This window comes from Vibrio sp. S/42/10 (assembly GCF_029890535.1).
Lineage (GTDB): Bacteria > Pseudomonadota > Gammaproteobacteria > Enterobacterales > Vibrionaceae > Vibrio > Vibrio cyclitrophicus.
Genome location: NZ_JAKMZC010000008.1, coordinates 157,241 through 173,840, shown reverse-complemented (window position 1 = coordinate 173,840; position 16,600 = coordinate 157,241). Strand labels below are relative to the sequence as shown.

Below are 16,600 nucleotides of genomic sequence, written 5' to 3'. Positions count from 1 at the left end.
TTCAGCGTGGATTATAGAGATAAAGTAGTGGTTAGGTCATCATTAATTTTGCTCTCAGCCCCTTTTAAACAAGGGCTTGCCATCGAAATTCAGTAACAAATTGTGAGTTATTACTCATATTATGGCTAAAACTCCGGCATTAGAGCTAAAGATCGACGACAAACCTTTGCCAGATGGGGCATTTATGTTTTAGAGTGAATTGAATTCAAAAATACAAAGAAGGGAAACCTAAAATGAACAAGACTCAATTAATCGACTTTATTGCTGAAAAAGCGGACCTTTCTAAAGCACAAGCTAAAGCTGCTCTAGAAGCGACTCTTGGTGGTGTTACAGATGCTCTTAAAGACGGCGATCAAGTTCAGCTAATTGGTTTTGGTACTTTTAAAGTAAACCACCGTGCAGCTCGCACTGGTCGTAACCCAAAAACTGGTGATGAGATCCAAATCGCTGCGGCAAATGTTCCAGCATTTGTTGCAGGTAAAGCGCTGAAAGATTCAGTGAAATAATCTAAACTGTACCGAGGTAGTCGTATTCCACCTCGGTACAGGTTTTATGAAAAAAGCATTTCTTCTCGTTTCACTGTTATCTACATTTCTCATTGGCTGTTCTTCAACCAGTCCTCGCACCAACCTAGAGCAATTTGAAACCCACACCGGCGGCCAAGTTATGGGCGATGCGACGAGTTTCTACTGGGTCACTAACAAGCTAACGCAACCTCATACCTCTGCTGACTATGTCACTATGGGCGATTACGGCTGGTACAAAACTGACTATGCTTGGTCAGAAGATGTGCTTCGTGAATTTGTCCGTGAAGGCGAGCTACGCGATGACTCACTCTCATTAGTTCCGTATCGTGTGCATGTGCGTTTCAATCAATCTGGTGAAGCGGTATACCAGCAATATCGCCTTGATGGAAAAGTCCTACCGCTACAGTCGGTTCAACTGGACAGATTTAAACAGGAAGCGACATCTGCTCTCGACGTTACTGAGAAGCAAAATGATGCAGGGTTAGAGCTTTTACAGGGTTACTGGAATGGTAAAGTGTTTCAGACTTGTTCTGGTCAGCAATTTACTGACATTGAGTTCAACCAAACATTGCCTAATTTTGTGATTAACCGTTTGTCGTCTGTAGAAAGCTATGGTGCTTTTGTCGGCAAGGGATCTCTTAGAAAATTATCAGTCGCTGAATTCTTGATGTTGGCAGATGATAACCATCAGTGCATCGCAAGACCATCTTTGCTGAAAGAGTAAAGAATATTGAAAAGATATAAGAGTATTTGGCCTACTATAGGCCAAGTGCTGATTAGTCAGTACAAGTACCACTAATCGGTAAAAAAGGCGCCTGTTGAGGCGCCTTTTCTTTTATTCAATTGCAGTTATTCATTTGCTGATATTCGAATTTAGCCGAATGATGATGTTGATTACTGCTCTTGTTCGCGCGCAATCGCACGATAACCGATGTCATTGCGGTGAAACATACCATTCCAGCTAACTTGCTTAGTCAACGCGTAAGCGCGCTCCTGAGCCTCAGAAACCGTGTTACCGAGTGCAGTCGCACAAAGTACACGACCACCGTTTGTCACCACATCGCCAGCTTCGTTATTTGTCGTACCTGCATGGAAAACCTTTTGGCCTTCAACTTCGCTTGTTGGTAGTGAAATAACGTCACCTTTTGCGTAGTCAGCAGGGTAACCGCCAGCTGCAAGAACGACACCAATAGACGCGCGTGGATCCCACTTAGACTCTGCTTCGTCGAGTTTCTCGTCGATAGCCATTAGGCAAAGCTCAACAAGATCCGATTCCATACGCATCATGATAGGTTGCGTCTCTGGGTCGCCGAAGCGGCAGTTGTATTCGATAACCTTAGGTGTGCCGTCAGCATCGATCATTAGTCCAGCGTAAAGGAAACCAGTGTAAGGTGCACCTTCTGCGTCCATACCACGTACCGTAGGGTAGATAACTTCCTCAAGGATACGGTTGTGGATTTCAGGCGTTACCACTGGGGCTGGAGAGTAAGCACCCATGCCACCTGTGTTAGGGCCTGTGTCTTTGTCGCCAACACGTTTGTGATCTTGGCTGGTGGCCATAGGAAGGACGCTAGAACCGTCAACCATTACGATGAAGCTTGCTTCTTCGCCTTCAAGAAACTCTTCGATAACCACGCGGCTGCCCGCTTCGCCAAATGCGTTGCCTGCTAGCATGTCTTTGATTGCGTCTTCTGCTTCTTCAAGGGTCATCGCAACGATAACGCCTTTACCTGCTGCAAGGCCGTCCGCTTTTACTACGATTGGAGCGCCTTGCTCACGTACGTAAGCGAGAGCTGGCTCAATCTCAGTGAAGTTTGCGTAGTAACCTGTTGGGATGTCATGACGAGCTAGGAAATCTTTAGTGAATGCTTTAGATCCTTCAAGCTGTGCTGCCGCTTGAGTTGGACCAAAGATAGGAAGACCTACTTCGCGGAATGCGTCAACGACCCCAATAACTAATGGCGCTTCAGGGCCAACGATGGTCAGTTCGATTTTTTTCTCTTGAGCAAACGAGACTAAACCAGCGATGTCTTCAACGCCGATGTTTACGTTCTCAAGTTTCGGCTCAAGTGCAGTACCTGCGTTGCCTGGAGCGATGAATACCGTTTCGACATTTGGGTTTTGTGCCGCTTTCCAACCCAAAGCATGTTCTCTACCGCCAGCACCGATGATTAATACGTTCATGTTTCAATCCTTAAGTCTTTAATTCTTAAAAGCCCCTCAAAATTGAGAGGCTCGATAGCTACTAATCGTTTAGATAAACTAAATATTAGTGGCGGAAGTGACGCATGCCCGTAAAGATCATCGCCATGCCGTGTTCGTCTGCTGCTGCGATAACTTCGTCATCACGCATAGAGCCGCCTGGTTGGATAACACACTTGATGCCAGCTTCTGCTGCCGCGTCGATACCGTCACGGAATGGGAAGAACGCGTCCGATGCCATTACACAACCTTCAACCTGTAGACCTTCGTCTGCCGCTTTGATGCCTGCGATTTTCGCAGAGTAAACGCGGCTCATTTGGCCAGCGCCGACACCAATTGTCATGTCGCCTTTCGAGTAAACGATAGCGTTAGATTTAACGTATTTCGCTACTTTCCAGCAGAATAGGGCATCTTTTAGCTCTTCAGCTGTAGGTTGGCGCTTAGAAACCACTTTAAGGTCATCTTCAGACACCATGCCTTGGTCGCGGTCTTGAACTAGCAAACCACCGTTAACGCGTTTAACATCAAAGCCGGTTGTCTTCGTTGTCCACTCACCACACTCAAGTAGGCGAAGGTTTTTCTTAGCCGCTACGATTTCTACTGCTTCAGCAGAAACTGATGGTGCAATGATAACTTCAACGAATTGACGCTCTGTGATAGCCGTTGCTGTTGCAGCATCTAGTTCACGGTTGAAAGCGATGATGCCGCCAAATGCAGACGTTGGGTCTGTTTTGAATGCACGGTCGTAAGCTTCTAGGATGTCTTCACCTAGTGCTACACCACATGGGTTAGCGTGCTTAACAATCACACATGCTGGCTGGTCGAACTCTTTCACACACTCAAGTGCTGCGTCAGTATCAGCGATGTTGTTGTAAGAAAGGGCTTTGCCTTGAATTTGGCGAGCAGTAGACACTGACGCTTCTTCAGGGTTTGCTTCAACGTAGAATGCGGCTGCTTGGTGGCTGTTCTCACCGTAGCGCATGTCTTGTTTTTTCTCGAACTGTTGGTTGAACGTGCGAGGGAATTTAGACTCTTCGTCGCCTTCTTTGTTCTCGCCGTAGCTAGGAACCATAGTGCCGAAGTAGTTTGCGATCATACCGTCGTAAGAAGCCGTGTGTTCGAATGCTGCGATAGCGAGGTCGAAGCGAGTCTCTAGCGTTAGAGATTTCTCGTTCGCGTCCATTTCAGCGACAACGCGCTCGTAGTCGTGTGCGTTTACAACGATAGTCACGTCTTTGTGGTTTTTCGCTGCGGAGCGAACCATTGTTGGACCACCGATGTCGATGTTCTCAACTGCATCAGCAAGGGTACAACCTTCTTTAGCAACGGTTTCTGCGAATGGGTATAGGTTTACAACAACCATATCGATAGGGTTGATACCGTGAGTTTCCATCACGTCATCATCTTGGCCACGACGGCCTAGAACACCACCATGAACTTTTGGGTGCAGAGTCTTAACACGGCCATCCATCATTTCTGGGAAACCAGTGTAGTCAGATACTTCTGTAACAGAGATGCCTTTTTCAGCAAGCAGGCGAGCAGTGCCACCGGTAGATAGGATATCTACACCACGGTTAGCAAGAGCTTGTGCAAATTCAACGATACCAGTTTTGTCTGATACGCTGATTAGAGCGCGGCGAATTGGACGAGCGTTATTCATGCTTCCATCTTCCTCAAATTCATGGGGTTAAAATAAAGATATTTGCCAAAAAAGAACTTGTTTCTACCTTCTTAACATGGGTTATCTTAGATACCGGTAAGAGATAAAATATTGGCCAGTTTTGGTAAAGACCTTTTGGGGTCGTCTTATGATTAAGCTATAAGATAACCAACTCCAAATTTGATGGCGCAGATTCTAACTAATTTATTACAAAAAAGCTCGCGCAATCGTTTGGCATCTCGAAATTAATTATGAAAAGTGTCATTTCAACCTGAAAAGTAACGATAAGGTTAATTATGGAATGGACGAAGGAATAGGAAAAACATGTTTCAGATCGGTGAATTAGCGAAACGATGCGGTGTGACAGCCGATACCTTACGGTTTTATGAAAAAAATAACCTGATCGCACCTGCCAGTCGCAGTGAATCAGGTTATCGACTATATGATGAAAATAATCAGAAACAGGTGACCTTTATTCTAAAATCTAAAGAGTTAGGGTTGAGTTTGGATGAGATCAAAGAATTACTCGAGATTCGCTTGGAAGCGACGCAGCACAGTTGTGCCGAAGTTAAATCGATTACAACAGCCAAGTTGGAGATGATTGATGAGAAAATTACAGAGCTCACTAAGATTCGCACTGCTCTGAGGAAGATTAACGATGCGTGCTGTGGCCACATAGACGACAACGCAAGCCATTGTTCTATTTTAGCCGCCTTGGACTCTGCAAACATTGATAAAGGACGCTGTTGTCGCTCTGGAGACTAACCTGCGGCTAATTGAAGAACCATAAGCAAAAAAAAAGCCAAACTCAAAAAATGAGCTTGGCTTTCATTCAAAAAATTACGAAAGAACGATTAGTTCATGCCGTATTTTTTAAGTTTCTTGCGAAGAGTACCGCGGTTAATACCCATCATGGTTGCTGCGCGAGTTTGATTACCGCGAGTGTATTGCATGATAGTGTCTAGTAGTGGCTGTTCAACTTCAGCTAATACTAATTCGTATAACTCGCTGACTTCTTGACCGTTTAATTGAGCAAGGTAATTTTTCAATGATGCTTTAACTGAGTCACGTAGTGGCTTCTGCGTGATTTGGTCTTGTGATGTAACTGTAGTTACTGTCAATGCTTCTGAAGTCAGATTTTGTTCGAACATATTCGGTCTAGCTCTTCTCGTAATTATGGTGCAACGTTATCAAAAAAACCTTCTAGCGCCTCAAGCTGCAGATCACCTGCTTCGAATGCGTTGAAGGTACGGCGAAACTCACTCGCTTGTTCATGTTCTTTTAGGTACCAACCCACATGCTTACGAGCGATGCGAGGGCCTAAAAACTCTCCATAAAATTCATGTAGAGCATGCACATGACCAAGCATGATGTCTTTCACTTCCGAAATCGGGAGTGGGTCCATCGTGGTACCGTTTTCCAAATAGTGTAGGATTTCGTTAAAAATCCAAGGACGTCCTTGGGCAGGTCGACCTATCATTAAAGCATCAGCGCCAGTGTACTCCAGCACAAACTTCGCTTTTTCCGGACTATCGATATCACCGTTAGCGATGACCGGAATAGATACTGCTTGTTTCGCTGCTTTAATGTGTTTGTATTCTGCCTCACCTTTGTACATACAAGCGCGTGTTCTTCCATGGAGGGCAAGAGCTTGTATGCCGCAGTCTTCGGCTATTTTAGCAATTTGGACACAGTTTCTATTGTCTGTATCCCAGCCTGTTCGCGTTTTCAACGTTACTGGAACGTCGACAGCATTTACCACAGCTTTCAGAATTTCTTCAATGAGTTCTGGATGCTGAAGTAGGGCTGAGCCCGCAAGCTTCTTATTCACTTTTTTGGCTGGACATCCCATGTTGATATCGATGATTTGCGCACCGTTATCCACATTAAATTGAGCAGCCTCGGCCATAAGCTGTGGATCTGCACCAGCGATTTGTACTGAACGAATGCCCGATTCGCCTTCATGTACCATACGCTGCTGAGACTTTGACGTTTTCCAAACTTTCGGATTGGAGGACATCATTTCACTGACTGCCATCCCCGCACCGTAGCGAAGACACAACTCACGGAATGGTCTATCCGTTACGCCAGCCATAGGAGCGACGATTAGATTGTTCTTAAGTTGATAATTTCCGATTTTCAAAAATGTCATCACAGTTCTGTACCAGCAAGGGCGCGCATTTTACGCATTTTTTCGCTGCGTGAAAAGACTAATATTTGAGCATTTACAATTTGTTTTTGTAATTCGCTTAAATTTCAGTCAATTAGCACCCAAAGTCTTGTCTAGCCTTGCTTGCGACCTGAGATGCGACACCATTCTTGTTGTTCAATGATCGGATCAATGTGAAGTTCATCACGATAATAAGTCGCTACATCTTCCGCTTGTGTATCTAAAACACCCGACATCGCTAGTACACCATTTGGCTTAACTAGGCCTTTGATGATGCTTGAAAGGTCACGTAATGGACCTGCAAGAATGTTGGCAACCACAACGTCAGCTAGCAAACCTTCAGGTTGATCTTGTGGTAAGAATACGTCTAATTGGTCTGCCACGCCGTTGCGCTGTGCGTTGTCTTTTGAAGCCAGCAGAGCTTGAGGATCAATGTCGATCCCGATAACTCTTGCTGCGCCAAGTTTGATTGCAGCGATCGCAAGGATGCCAGAGCCACAACCGAAGTCGATTACGGTTTTTCCCGTTAGATCTAGGCCTTCAAGCCACTCAAGACACAATGCGGTGGTTGGGTGAGTACCCGTACCAAACGCTAGACCAGGGTCCAGCATGACGTTTACTGCGTCTGGTTCTGGGATATCACGCCAGCTAGGGCAAATCCAAAGACGCTCACCAAACTTCATTGGGTGGAAGTTATCCATCCATTCACGTTCCCAGTCTTTGTCTTCGATTTGCTCTACTTTATGAGCAAAGTCAGTAGGGAACATGTTGCTAGCTTTAATCTGTGCTAGGACGACACCTGTATCAGTCTCAGCGTCATAAAGCGCGAGAATGTCAGTATCACCCCAAAGGCGAGTTTCACCCGGCAGAGGCTCAAATACAGGGGTATCTTGTGCATCAAGGAAAGTTACGGAAAGAGCACCAGTCTCTTCCATTAACATGTCGCCGATCTGTTCGGCATTTTCATTGGTAGCATTAAGCTTGATTTGAATCCAAGGCATGGCTGCATCTTCTATATGAGAAAAATTGGATGGCGAGTCTAGCAGAAAATATGAGCAAATTCACCAAAACCCCATGGAATATAAAAGGGATTATCGATTGATTTTTTCGAGTGCTCTAAAAACAAAAAATGCCCACCGAAGTGAGCATTTTACCTGTTCTTAAAAGAACGAATGATAGAGGCTAGCTTCTATTGGAGACCAAGCTTCTTCTCAAGGTAGTGGATATTTGCACCACCGTGTTGGAAGTTTTCGTCGTTCATAATAGCCAATTGAAGCTCAGTATTAACGTTAATGCCTTCAATAATCATCTCACCCAATGCGTTCTTCATACGAGCGATAGCAACATCACGGTTCTCACCGTAAGTGATCAGCTTACCAATCATTGAATCGTAGTGTGGTGGTACTGTGTAACCCGTATAGATATGAGATTCCCAACGTACACCCATGCCGCCTGGAGCGTGGAAGCGTTGAATCTTACCTGGTGAAGGTAGGAAACGAACAGGATCTTCCGCGTTGATGCGACATTCGATTGAGTGACCACGCAGCTTAATATCATCCTGTGTAAATGATAGAGGCTGACCTGCAGCAATACGCAGTTGCTCTTTCACTAGGTCTATACCTGTTACCATTTCAGTAATCGTGTGCTCAACCTGGATACGAGTGTTCATTTCGATGAAGTAGAACTCACCGTTCTCGTATAGGAATTCAAATGTACCTGCGCCGCGGTAACCAATCTCAAGACATGCACGAGTACAGCGTTCGCCGATGTATTTACGCATCTCTTCAGTGATACCTGGGGCTGGTGCTTCTTCCACAACTTTCTGGTGACGACGCTGCATAGAACAGTCACGTTCACCTAGGTGGATAGCATTGCCTTGGCCATCTGCAAGTACTTGTACTTCAATGTGACGTGGGTTTTCTAGGAATTTCTCCATGTAAACCATATCGTTGTTGAAACAAGCTTTTGCTTCTGCACGAGTCATTGCGATAGCTTCTGTTAGTTCTGCTTCAGAACGAACAACACGCATACCACGACCGCCGCCACCGCCAGATGCTTTGATGATAACTGGGAAACCAATGCGCTTAGCGTGCGCTTTGTTTTTTGCATCGTCATCATCAAGAGGGCCATCAGAACCGGGTACACAAGGTACGCCAGCTTTCTTCATTGACGTGATAGCTGACACTTTGTCACCCATCATGCGAATGGTTTCAGCTTTAGGGCCAACGAAGATAAAACCACTGCGTTCTACCTGTTCTGCAAAGTCTGCATTTTCAGATAGGAAGCCGTAGCCTGGGTGGACAGCGACTGCACCCGTTACTTCAGCTGCGCTGATGATACGAGGAATGTTCAGGTAGCTATCGATACCACGAGCTGGACCGATACAAATGGTTTCGTCTGCAAGTAGTACATGCTTAAGATCACGGTCAGCAGTTGAGTGAACCGCTACCGTTTTAATACCAAGTTCTTTACATGCACGCAGAATACGTAGTGCAATTTCACCACGGTTCGCGATTACTAATTTATCTAACATAATGAGTGCTCTCTATTATTCGATAATTACTAGAGCTTGGTCGAATTCTACTGGCTGACCGTCTTCAACAAGGATTGCGGTTACCACACCAGATTTATCAGCTTCGATTTGGTTCATCATTTTCATTGCTTCAACGATACATAGCGTTTCGCCAGCAGTTACAGATTGACCAACCTTAACGAATGGTTTTGCATCTGGGCTTGGAGCGCCGTAGAAAGTACCAACCATTGGAGAAAGAACTTGGTGACCAGTTGGAACTGCAGGAGCCGCTGCTTCTGCTGCTACAGGTGCCGCCGCAGGAGCTGCTGCCGCTGCTACAGGAGCTGGAGCTGCTGCATATTGAATCGGTGCAACAGGTGCAGTACTGTTACGACTGATTCGTACTGACTCTTCACCTTCAGAGATTTCTAGCTCAGAAATACCAGACTCTTCAACCAATTCGATTAGCTTTTTGATTTTGCGAATATCCATTGTTTCTTTCTCTTTATCTGTTAATTGAACTTACTCTATGACTGAGTAGGTTAGTAATAGTTCGTTGTTTATGTTTACTTTGAGTTGAGCTTGCTGAGCGCAGCGGTCAAAGCAAATTGATAACCTTGAGCACCTAAGCCACAAATCACACCTTCTGCTTTATCAGATAGGTATGAGTGGTGACGGAATGGTTCACGTGCGTGAACATTCGATAGATGAACCTCAATAAATGGGATAGCTACACCAAGTAGTGCATCACGCAGTGCCACACTGGTATGTGTAAAGGCTGCTGGGTTGATAATAATGAAATCAACATTTTGATAAGCACTATGGATAGCCTCAATCAGCTCATACTCACGATTTGACTGTAAGTGAGATAGCTCAACATCGTGTGCTTTCGCTTGCTCTGTCAATGAGCTAATAATCTGGTCAAGTGTTTGAGAACCGTAGTGTGCAGGCTCTCTAAGGCCTAACAGGTTAAGGTTTGGGCCATTTAAAACTAGAATGCGAAACTTTGTAGACATCGTGGGGCTATCTTCCTTTATCGTGTTTACGAACGTGAATGTTGCCATTTTATTGAAAATTTGGGGTTAATTTCCAGTGAGAAAAACCCAAAATTAAAAATTAGAACCAGATTATAGCTAATTCAGCGCAAATCGCAGCAATTTACTGGTCTAATCTCCTATTGATACAACATGGAATTGTTACCAACTTAACAAAAAACCGTTGTATCCTTAATTTTGTGGGAGATATTTGAGATCAAGATCAGCCATAAAAAAACCGCCACATAGGTGACGGTTTAGGATGAGCCTGTTTTAAACGGTAATTAGCTCGTGTTGCTGGTTGATTATGCCAGTTCGGCTTTCTCTGCGATGAGCTTATCGACCACACTTGGATCTGCTAGTGTCGAAGTATCACCTAAGTTCCCCGTGTCGCCAGTGGCAATCTTACGCAAGATACGGCGCATAATTTTGCCTGAACGCGTTTTCGGTAACGAGTCGGTCCAGTGCAGGACATCGGGTGTTGCGATTGGGCCAATTTCTTTTCGTACCCAGTCTTTCACTTCTTTATGAAGCTCTGCGGTTGGGAACTCGCCATCATTCAGTGTGATGTAAGCATAAATTGCTTGGCCTTTAATATCATGAGGGATACCCACAATCGCAGCCTCAGCGATCTTATCGAACGCCACTAGAGCCGATTCAATCTCAGCGGTACCCATACGGTGACCTGATACGTTAAGTACATCATCGACACGACCAGTAATCCAGTAGTAGCCGTCTTCATCACGACGAGCACCGTCACTGGTGAAGTACATCCCTTTAAAAGTAGAGAAGTAAGTCTGTTCAAAACGGTCATGATCGCCATGAACGGTACGCATTTGACCTGGCCAAGAGTCCAGAATAACTAGGTTGCCGTCGGTTGCACCCTCAATGATATTACCCATGTTGTCAACCAACGCCGGTTGCACACCGAAGAATGGACGAGTTGCAGAGCCTGGTTTTAAGTCTGTTGCGCCCGGCAGTGGTGCAATCAAGATACCGCCCGTTTCTGTTTGCCACCATGTATCAACAATTGGCGATTGCTCATTACCGATTGTTTTGTAGTACCACTCCCACGCTTCAGGGTTAATAGGTTCACCCACTGACCCCATGATTCGTAAACTGTCACGAGAGGTGCCTTCAACGGCTTCATTACCTTTCGCCATTAATGCACGAATCGCGGTTGGCGCAGTATAAAGAATATTGACTTGGTGCTTATCAACCACTTCGCTCATACGACTGGTATTAGGGTAATTAGGCACACCTTCGAATAGGATTGTTTTTGCACCATTGGCTAGTGGTCCGTAAACAAGGTATGTGTGACCGGTAATCCAACCCACATCGGCAGTACACCAGAAAGTCTCGCCTTCTTGATAGTCGAATACGTATTTGAAGGTCATTGCTGCATAAACAAGGTAGCCACCTGTAGTGTGCATAACGCCTTTAGGTTTACCTGTTGAGCCTGACGTATAAAGAATGAATAGTGGATCTTCTGCGTTCATCTCTTCTGGTGGGCAATTTGTAGATACATTAGCAATAGCATCGTGCCACCACACATCGCGGTGTTCGTGCCATGCAACATCACCGCCAGTGCGTTTGAATACAACAACCTTCTCGATGTTTTTCACTTCAGGGTTAGTCAGTGCTTCGTCGACATTCTTCTTCAGTGGAACCGCACGGCCGCCACGCACGCCTTCATCGGCAGTGATAACGACTTTAGAGTTGGAATCGATAATACGACCGGACAGTGCTTCTGGTGAGAAACCGCCAAATACCACTGTGTGAACCGCACCGATACGGGTACATGCCAGCATGGCAACTGCAGCTTCTGGAACCATTGGCATGTATAAACAAACCACATCCCCTTTGCGTACGCCTTGCTCTTTTAAAGCATTAGAAAACAGGCACACTTCTTTGTGCAGTTCGTTGAAGGTTAGGGTTTTATCATCAGTAGGGTCATCGCCTTCCCAGATGATAGCAACCTCATCACCTCGTTCAGCAAGGTGACGGTCGATACAGTTAGCCGAAACGTTAAGCGTGCCATCTTCAAACCATCGAATATCAATGTGGCCAGGGTCGAAAGAAGTATTTTTTACCTGTGTGAAAGGCTTGATCCAATCAACGATTTTTCCGTGTTCACCCCAAAAGCCTTCAGGGTCAGAAACAGATTGCTGGTACATGGCTAGGTAAGTGTCATTATCCGCGTGTGTGGTTGATTTAATATTTTCTTTTACCGGATAAACGTGGGCTTCACTCATTGCATCTCTCCTTGTGCCTACATTCTAAATGAACTGGCAACTTCCTTTGTGTTCAGTTTTTAAGTCTATTACAGGACTGTCGTTGTGTTATCACTCTCGGCTAGGACGACGATTTCCACAATTAGACTTTAGGATGAGACGCCGCTTTTCACTTACAAAATAGCAAGTTAAGTTCATTTTTGAGATGTTGCTCTCTATGTGGAAAGCTTGCAGTTGAATTACGAATAAGAAGAGTTGAAGCGGGGCAAGTCGCCGTGCTTAAGGCGGACAAAGATCAGTGCTGCGGAGATAGCGTCTTGTAATGCATCATGTTTATTGACCGGGATAGGTAAATCGAGCTGGCGACAAATCGCATCCATGCTGAGGTCGAAATAAGCGTTGGGTAGCTGTCTTTCGAGTTTGTCTTGATAGAGTTGGCTCACTTCGACTAATCGGTTAGGCAGTGGAAATCCAAGCTGTTTTAAACAGGCACGATCGAGGATTTTCTTATCATAACGAATGTGATAGCCGACTAAAGGACGATTTCCGATGAAGTTTAGTAGCTCAATCAGGGCTTGTTTTTCTTCTAGACCGTGCTTTAAATCTTGGTGACGAATACGGTGAATCTTGATGGAATTGCAATCGAGCGATTGTGGCGCTCGAAGCCTAACTTCAAAAGGCTCACTGGTAATAATTCGATTGCCAATGATTTTTGTGGCGGCAATGGTGACTAATTCGGCCTGATTGGGGTCGAGGCTGGTGGTTTCACAATCTAAAGATACGTATTCATTATGGGTAGGCGCAACAAACAGAGGCTGATAAGGGGACCCTTTGAGTTTGTGGTGCCAGAAATAACGAACCAATCTATTCATCGCTCAATTGCCTCAATCTCTTATCTGATAATGATAGCCGAGCCATTGCTTGAACTTTTTGACCACATGCAGGCTATGGCGAAGCAGATCTCTATCTGCTCGCTCCATCAATTTAACGTTAATTTTATTGCTGCTGTGCTGTTGGGATAGTCGCTGAGATAACCGCCACTTAAAGAACTGCTTGAGTGCCTCGTTAAGGTTGTCAGCGGTGCTTTGTTCTAATACATTTTTATTGACGAGCTGTTCAATACGCTCAAAGGTGTTGTTTACGGTGACTCCATGCTCAAGGCTGAGTGCCCGAATACCATGGACTAGAGGAAAAATACCGCCTCGTTTGATATCGAGCCCTGACTTGGACTGTTTAACATTGCCAAACAAAGTGAGGGGAACCGAAAAGCTAAGGGCAGGGCGACAAAACTCAGTGAGGATTAACTCCTGTCCCAACATCAAATTACTCAGGTGCTGCTTGACCGGTTTTAAAAGTTCTCTGTTACCCGCAACGGCGTGTGCATCCGCCATGATAGCAATATCCATGACGGTTTCTGGCGTGGCTTTTCTTACCCAACTCGTGAGGGTTTGTTTCCATTCTTGCTGAGAGTGCACCCATTTAGGGTTGTTGACCATTACGTTGCCTGGGCACAGTGGGTAACCTAATTGTTGCAGAGTGTGGGTGAGCTCGTTCATGGCACTTTGGCATTGATGCCACTCCAAGCCATCTTGAATGATGAGCGCATTATCTTGATCGGTTTTGAGAATCTGCTCTCCACGGCCTTCTGACCCCAGAACAATTAGACAGCAGTGATTATGCAGCGCGGGTGGAATCGTGAGTTCAAAGGCTTTCTCAATTATCTGCTCGTTGACCGCTGAAATGAGCTCCATGATAAAGCGCGTGCGAATGCCATTACCGAGCAGGCTTTCGACCAATTGACGTTGTTTGTTGGAGGCCATTGCCAATTCTTCAACGCTGGTAGCTCGCGCAATACGTAAAGTGAGAACGTGTGAATGAGTGGAAAACGCACTAAGAATCTGAGTCATGTCCACCATACCAACTGCATTTAAACCATCACAAACCATCAACCTTTTTACGCGATTTCTGGTCATGGTAATCATGGCATTAAACAGGAAGTCACCTTGATTGACATTCATCACTGGAAAGGTCGCTATGTCACCAACAGGCGTATCCAGAGGGCGGTTATCTAACATTACAGCATGTAATAAATTGGTTCTTGTGACAATTCCATACGGTAAGGTACATGATGATCTAAAAGCTTTTTGATCATAATGTTCTAAATGAACCAAGGCCGAGTCCAGCCCTTGTTCTTTAAGGGTTTGAGTGACTTGGTTGATAGGTTGGTTTGGTTCAAGTATCAGTGGAGGGTGATAGATCGACTCGTCTACTTTGGTCAGTATGAACTCGGCAAGATTCTGTTGCTGTTGAGCGGCTTCAATTAGCGCTTTTCTTGTCGAAAGGTTGTTATCAAAGTATGCGGCAAACTGGCCATTGGCGTGGTACAGCTCGAGAAAGACATCGGTTGGTAGTAGGTAGCTTAAAGTATCTTCTAGCGCGATATATTGGTGTTTGGTATGCGCGTCGAATTGGCTGCGGACATCAAAAATATCGTCATTGGCATAGTGAGCATAGATCTCACCATCACTGCTTGCCCGCTCTTCGACTGCGCCTTTAATCAGAATATGCAGGTGACGACTTGGTTGGTCAGCTTCCAAAATCACCTCGTGCGCTCGGTAGTAAACCACATCCAATGACGAACGCAGTGTTAACTGCTCCGTATCGGACAGGCTATCGAAAGGTGGGTGCTGCATATTAAATTTATCAGGCATAAGCATCGAAACAATTGGGAGTCTTTACTTAGTCTGGCAAATTACCAGCGAAGCTCCAGACGACTTTAGTCTAAATGCGAGAATGGGTATCGATGAGAGTGAGATATTTCATTGAAATGCGATATTCAAACTAATTGAATATGGGAATACTATCCCAGTAATAATTCCCTTTTTCATCGTATGCGAGATAGGCATAATTAGTGCTGCCTTTTTCCGCACATTTTTATAGGTTATTTATGTTTAGCCCTTCCCCTTATGGCTGGATCTCTCAGTATTTTCTTGGTTTCTTTTTTGCGTATGGCGTGTACTTGCCATTTTGGGCATTGTGGTTTGAAGACCAGGGCGTGTCTGCTGGTGATATTGGCGTATTAATTGGTATCGGTTTTGCGACGCGTTGTGTTGCCAACCTAGTGATTACTCCACGAATCCATAAAGTGGAACATCTAATGCCAGCTCTGCGTTGTTTGAGCTTTGCAGCCTTATTGTTTGTCGGTTTCCATTTCTTTACTGGTGGTAGCTTCTTATTGATGTTGCTAGCCACAGTATTGTTCAATCTATGTTGTGGGCCGATCATTCCTCTTTCTGATGCGATGGCGAACCATTACAGCCGCTTGAAAATGCTCGACTACGGCCGTACTCGTTTGTGGGGGTCGATTGCTTTTATTGCAGGTTCAACCGTGGTTGGTTTCCTAGTGGCCAAATTTGGCACTGATATGATTCTGTATACGGCTCTTGCGGGTGTGCTGCTGTCATTAGTTTTAGCGATGAGAAATCCTAACGTGATGCCAGTGACGTTATCGGAACAACAAGCGGAACGACCTAAATTAGCTGAACTGTTGCGTGAATCATCTGTGGTTAAGTTTTTGGCTTTGATGGCACTGCTACAAGGTAGCCACGCCGCTTATTACAGCTTTAGTGCTATTTATTGGAAAGAAGCAGGGCATTCGGAAGCGGTTATTGGTTATTTGTGGAGTTTAGGTGTTGTCGCAGAAGTTGCGGTGTTTGCTTTAAGTAAGCGACTTTTCTCTGGTCTTACTCTTCGCACTCTGTTTGTGATTGCTGCATTCGGTGTGATGGCTCGTTGGGGTATTACAGCATCAACGACAGCGATTTTTGCACTGGTTATGGTGCAACTGCTGCACGGTGTGACGTTTGCGATGGCACACATCGCAGCGATTCAATACATCCAGTCTGAAGAACCGAATAAGATGGTCGCACTACAGGCTCTGTATAACGCGATTCCATTAGGTGCTTTTATCGCACTAATGACCACCTTTAGTGGTTGGGGCTACGAGCTTTGGGGCGCCAATATTTTCTGGGGTATGGCTGCTATGGGTGCACTTGCTCTATTCATTAAGTTGGATGAGAGAAGTTCAGTGGTTGAGATTAATCAATTAGATTCGGAACAGTCAGAATCTCAAAGCAAATGCTGATAATTAGAGTCTGAAGCACAGAATTTAAGCGATGCGATTGAGTTAATGACCCATCCTTAGTTAAATAAAACCTCTCCCTTATGGAGAGGTTTTTTTATGGATGAAAAAGGGTTTTTA

Annotated in this window: 15 protein-coding genes; 4 read left to right on the top strand and 11 right to left on the bottom strand. The window is 45.1% G+C overall.

The genetic code is table 11. The features are described 5' to 3' along the window. Nucleotides 1-233: 233 nt before the first annotated feature. Both hupA and L8S15_RS11350 read left to right on the top strand, forming a co-directional pair. Complete coding sequence (gene hupA / locus L8S15_RS11355; protein WP_004729753.1) at nucleotides 234-506, top strand: nucleoid-associated protein HU-alpha; 273 nt, start codon at nucleotides 234-236, stop codon at nucleotides 504-506. Nucleotides 507-552: 46 nt separating this feature from the next. Beyond that, a complete protein-coding gene (locus L8S15_RS11350; RefSeq protein WP_010435517.1) occupies nucleotides 553-1,251 on the top strand; it encodes a DUF1481 domain-containing protein in 699 nt (232 codons plus the stop codon). Between the two features lie 170 nt (nucleotides 1,252-1,421). Here the strand turns inward: L8S15_RS11350 and purD are convergent, their stop codons facing one another. Together purD and purH are read right to left on the bottom strand one after the other, a co-directional pair. Further along, nucleotides 1,422-2,711, bottom strand: coding sequence for a phosphoribosylamine--glycine ligase (gene purD, locus L8S15_RS11345; RefSeq protein WP_016769210.1), 1,290 nt, complete (start codon nucleotides 2,709-2,711; stop codon nucleotides 1,422-1,424). An 85-nt stretch (nucleotides 2,712-2,796) separates the two neighbouring features. Further along, entirely contained in the window at nucleotides 2,797-4,389 is a 1,593-nt protein-coding gene (purH, locus tag L8S15_RS11340) for a bifunctional phosphoribosylaminoimidazolecarboxamide formyltransferase/IMP cyclohydrolase (RefSeq protein ID WP_010435512.1), read from the bottom strand. A gap of 324 nt (nucleotides 4,390-4,713) precedes the next feature. On the opposite strand from purH, the gene zntR reads away from it, so the two are divergent. After that, complete coding sequence (gene zntR, locus L8S15_RS11335) at nucleotides 4,714-5,154, top strand: Zn(2+)-responsive transcriptional regulator (protein ID WP_010435509.1); 441 nt, start codon at nucleotides 4,714-4,716, stop codon at nucleotides 5,152-5,154. An 89-nt stretch (nucleotides 5,155-5,243) separates the two neighbouring features. Here zntR and fis read toward each other — a convergent pair whose 3' ends face one another. The 9 genes from fis to L8S15_RS11290 form a co-directional block, all read right to left on the bottom strand. Further along, nucleotides 5,244-5,540, bottom strand: a complete 297-nt coding sequence (gene fis, locus L8S15_RS11330) for a DNA-binding transcriptional regulator Fis (RefSeq protein ID WP_004729744.1) — start codon at nucleotides 5,538-5,540, stop codon at nucleotides 5,244-5,246. 23 nt (nucleotides 5,541-5,563) lie between these two features. Beyond that, nucleotides 5,564-6,532 (bottom strand): tRNA dihydrouridine synthase DusB, encoded by a 969-nt coding sequence (gene dusB / locus L8S15_RS11325; protein WP_010435502.1) that lies wholly within the window; start codon nucleotides 6,530-6,532, stop codon nucleotides 5,564-5,566. A gap of 140 nt (nucleotides 6,533-6,672) precedes the next feature. After that, complete coding sequence (gene prmA, locus L8S15_RS11320; protein ID WP_010435498.1) at nucleotides 6,673-7,560, bottom strand: 50S ribosomal protein L11 methyltransferase; 888 nt, start codon at nucleotides 7,558-7,560, stop codon at nucleotides 6,673-6,675. 188 nt (nucleotides 7,561-7,748) lie between these two features. Beyond that, the gene (gene accC / locus L8S15_RS11315; RefSeq protein ID WP_010435495.1) at nucleotides 7,749-9,092 is read right to left on the bottom strand and encodes an acetyl-CoA carboxylase biotin carboxylase subunit; all 1,344 of its coding nucleotides are present in this window, start codon (nucleotides 9,090-9,092) and stop codon (nucleotides 7,749-7,751) included. A 15-nt stretch (nucleotides 9,093-9,107) separates the two neighbouring features. Then, complete coding sequence (gene accB / locus L8S15_RS11310) at nucleotides 9,108-9,563, bottom strand: acetyl-CoA carboxylase biotin carboxyl carrier protein (RefSeq protein WP_016769213.1); 456 nt, start codon at nucleotides 9,561-9,563, stop codon at nucleotides 9,108-9,110. A gap of 74 nt (nucleotides 9,564-9,637) precedes the next feature. Next, nucleotides 9,638-10,087 (bottom strand): type II 3-dehydroquinate dehydratase, encoded by a 450-nt coding sequence (gene aroQ, locus L8S15_RS11305; RefSeq protein WP_010435475.1) that lies wholly within the window; start codon nucleotides 10,085-10,087, stop codon nucleotides 9,638-9,640. Between the two features lie 323 nt (nucleotides 10,088-10,410). Next, nucleotides 10,411-12,360 (bottom strand): acetate--CoA ligase, encoded by a 1,950-nt coding sequence (acs, locus tag L8S15_RS11300; protein ID WP_016790186.1) that lies wholly within the window; start codon nucleotides 12,358-12,360, stop codon nucleotides 10,411-10,413. Nucleotides 12,361-12,578: 218 nt separating this feature from the next. Continuing rightward, the gene (locus tag L8S15_RS11295) at nucleotides 12,579-13,211 is read right to left on the bottom strand and encodes a 3'-5' exonuclease (protein WP_280573088.1); all 633 of its coding nucleotides are present in this window, start codon (nucleotides 13,209-13,211) and stop codon (nucleotides 12,579-12,581) included. Nucleotides 13,212-13,223: 12 nt separating this feature from the next. Next, complete coding sequence (locus tag L8S15_RS11290) at nucleotides 13,224-15,056, bottom strand: DUF294 nucleotidyltransferase-like domain-containing protein (protein WP_016787678.1); 1,833 nt, start codon at nucleotides 15,054-15,056, stop codon at nucleotides 13,224-13,226. A 230-nt stretch (nucleotides 15,057-15,286) separates the two neighbouring features. Here L8S15_RS11290 and L8S15_RS11285 point away from each other — a divergent pair, with 230 nt between their 5' ends. Then, nucleotides 15,287-16,483 (top strand): 3-phenylpropionate MFS transporter, encoded by a 1,197-nt coding sequence (locus L8S15_RS11285; RefSeq protein ID WP_010435462.1) that lies wholly within the window; start codon nucleotides 15,287-15,289, stop codon nucleotides 16,481-16,483. Nucleotides 16,484-16,600: the final 117 nt, after the last annotated feature.

What these genes read in the sequence shown, in the direction of transcription:
- hupA (WP_004729753.1), top strand. Translation starts at nt 234, where the DNA reads ATGAACAAGACTCAATTAATCGACTTTATTGCTGAAAAAGCGGACCTT.
- L8S15_RS11350 (WP_010435517.1), top strand. Translation starts at nt 553, where the DNA reads ATGAAAAAAGCATTTCTTCTCGTTTCACTGTTATCTACATTTCTCATT.
- purD (WP_016769210.1), bottom strand. Translation starts at nt 2,711, where the DNA reads ATGAACGTATTAATCATCGGTGCTGGCGGTAGAGAACATGCTTTGGGT.
- purH (WP_010435512.1), bottom strand. Translation starts at nt 4,389, where the DNA reads ATGAATAACGCTCGTCCAATTCGCCGCGCTCTAATCAGCGTATCAGAC.
- zntR (WP_010435509.1), top strand. Translation starts at nt 4,714, where the DNA reads ATGTTTCAGATCGGTGAATTAGCGAAACGATGCGGTGTGACAGCCGAT.
- fis (WP_004729744.1), bottom strand. Translation starts at nt 5,540, where the DNA reads ATGTTCGAACAAAATCTGACTTCAGAAGCATTGACAGTAACTACAGTT.
- prmA (WP_010435498.1), bottom strand. Translation starts at nt 7,560, where the DNA reads ATGCCTTGGATTCAAATCAAGCTTAATGCTACCAATGAAAATGCCGAA.
- accC (WP_010435495.1), bottom strand. Translation starts at nt 9,092, where the DNA reads ATGTTAGATAAATTAGTAATCGCGAACCGTGGTGAAATTGCACTACGT.
- accB (WP_016769213.1), bottom strand. Translation starts at nt 9,563, where the DNA reads ATGGATATTCGCAAAATCAAAAAGCTAATCGAATTGGTTGAAGAGTCT.
- aroQ (WP_010435475.1), bottom strand. Translation starts at nt 10,087, where the DNA reads ATGTCTACAAAGTTTCGCATTCTAGTTTTAAATGGCCCAAACCTTAAC.
- acs (WP_016790186.1), bottom strand. Translation starts at nt 12,360, where the DNA reads ATGAGTGAAGCCCACGTTTATCCGGTAAAAGAAAATATTAAATCAACC.
- L8S15_RS11295 (WP_280573088.1), bottom strand. Translation starts at nt 13,211, where the DNA reads ATGAATAGATTGGTTCGTTATTTCTGGCACCACAAACTCAAAGGGTCC.
- L8S15_RS11290 (WP_016787678.1), bottom strand. Translation starts at nt 15,056, where the DNA reads ATGCTTATGCCTGATAAATTTAATATGCAGCACCCACCTTTCGATAGC.
- L8S15_RS11285 (WP_010435462.1), top strand. Translation starts at nt 15,287, where the DNA reads ATGTTTAGCCCTTCCCCTTATGGCTGGATCTCTCAGTATTTTCTTGGT.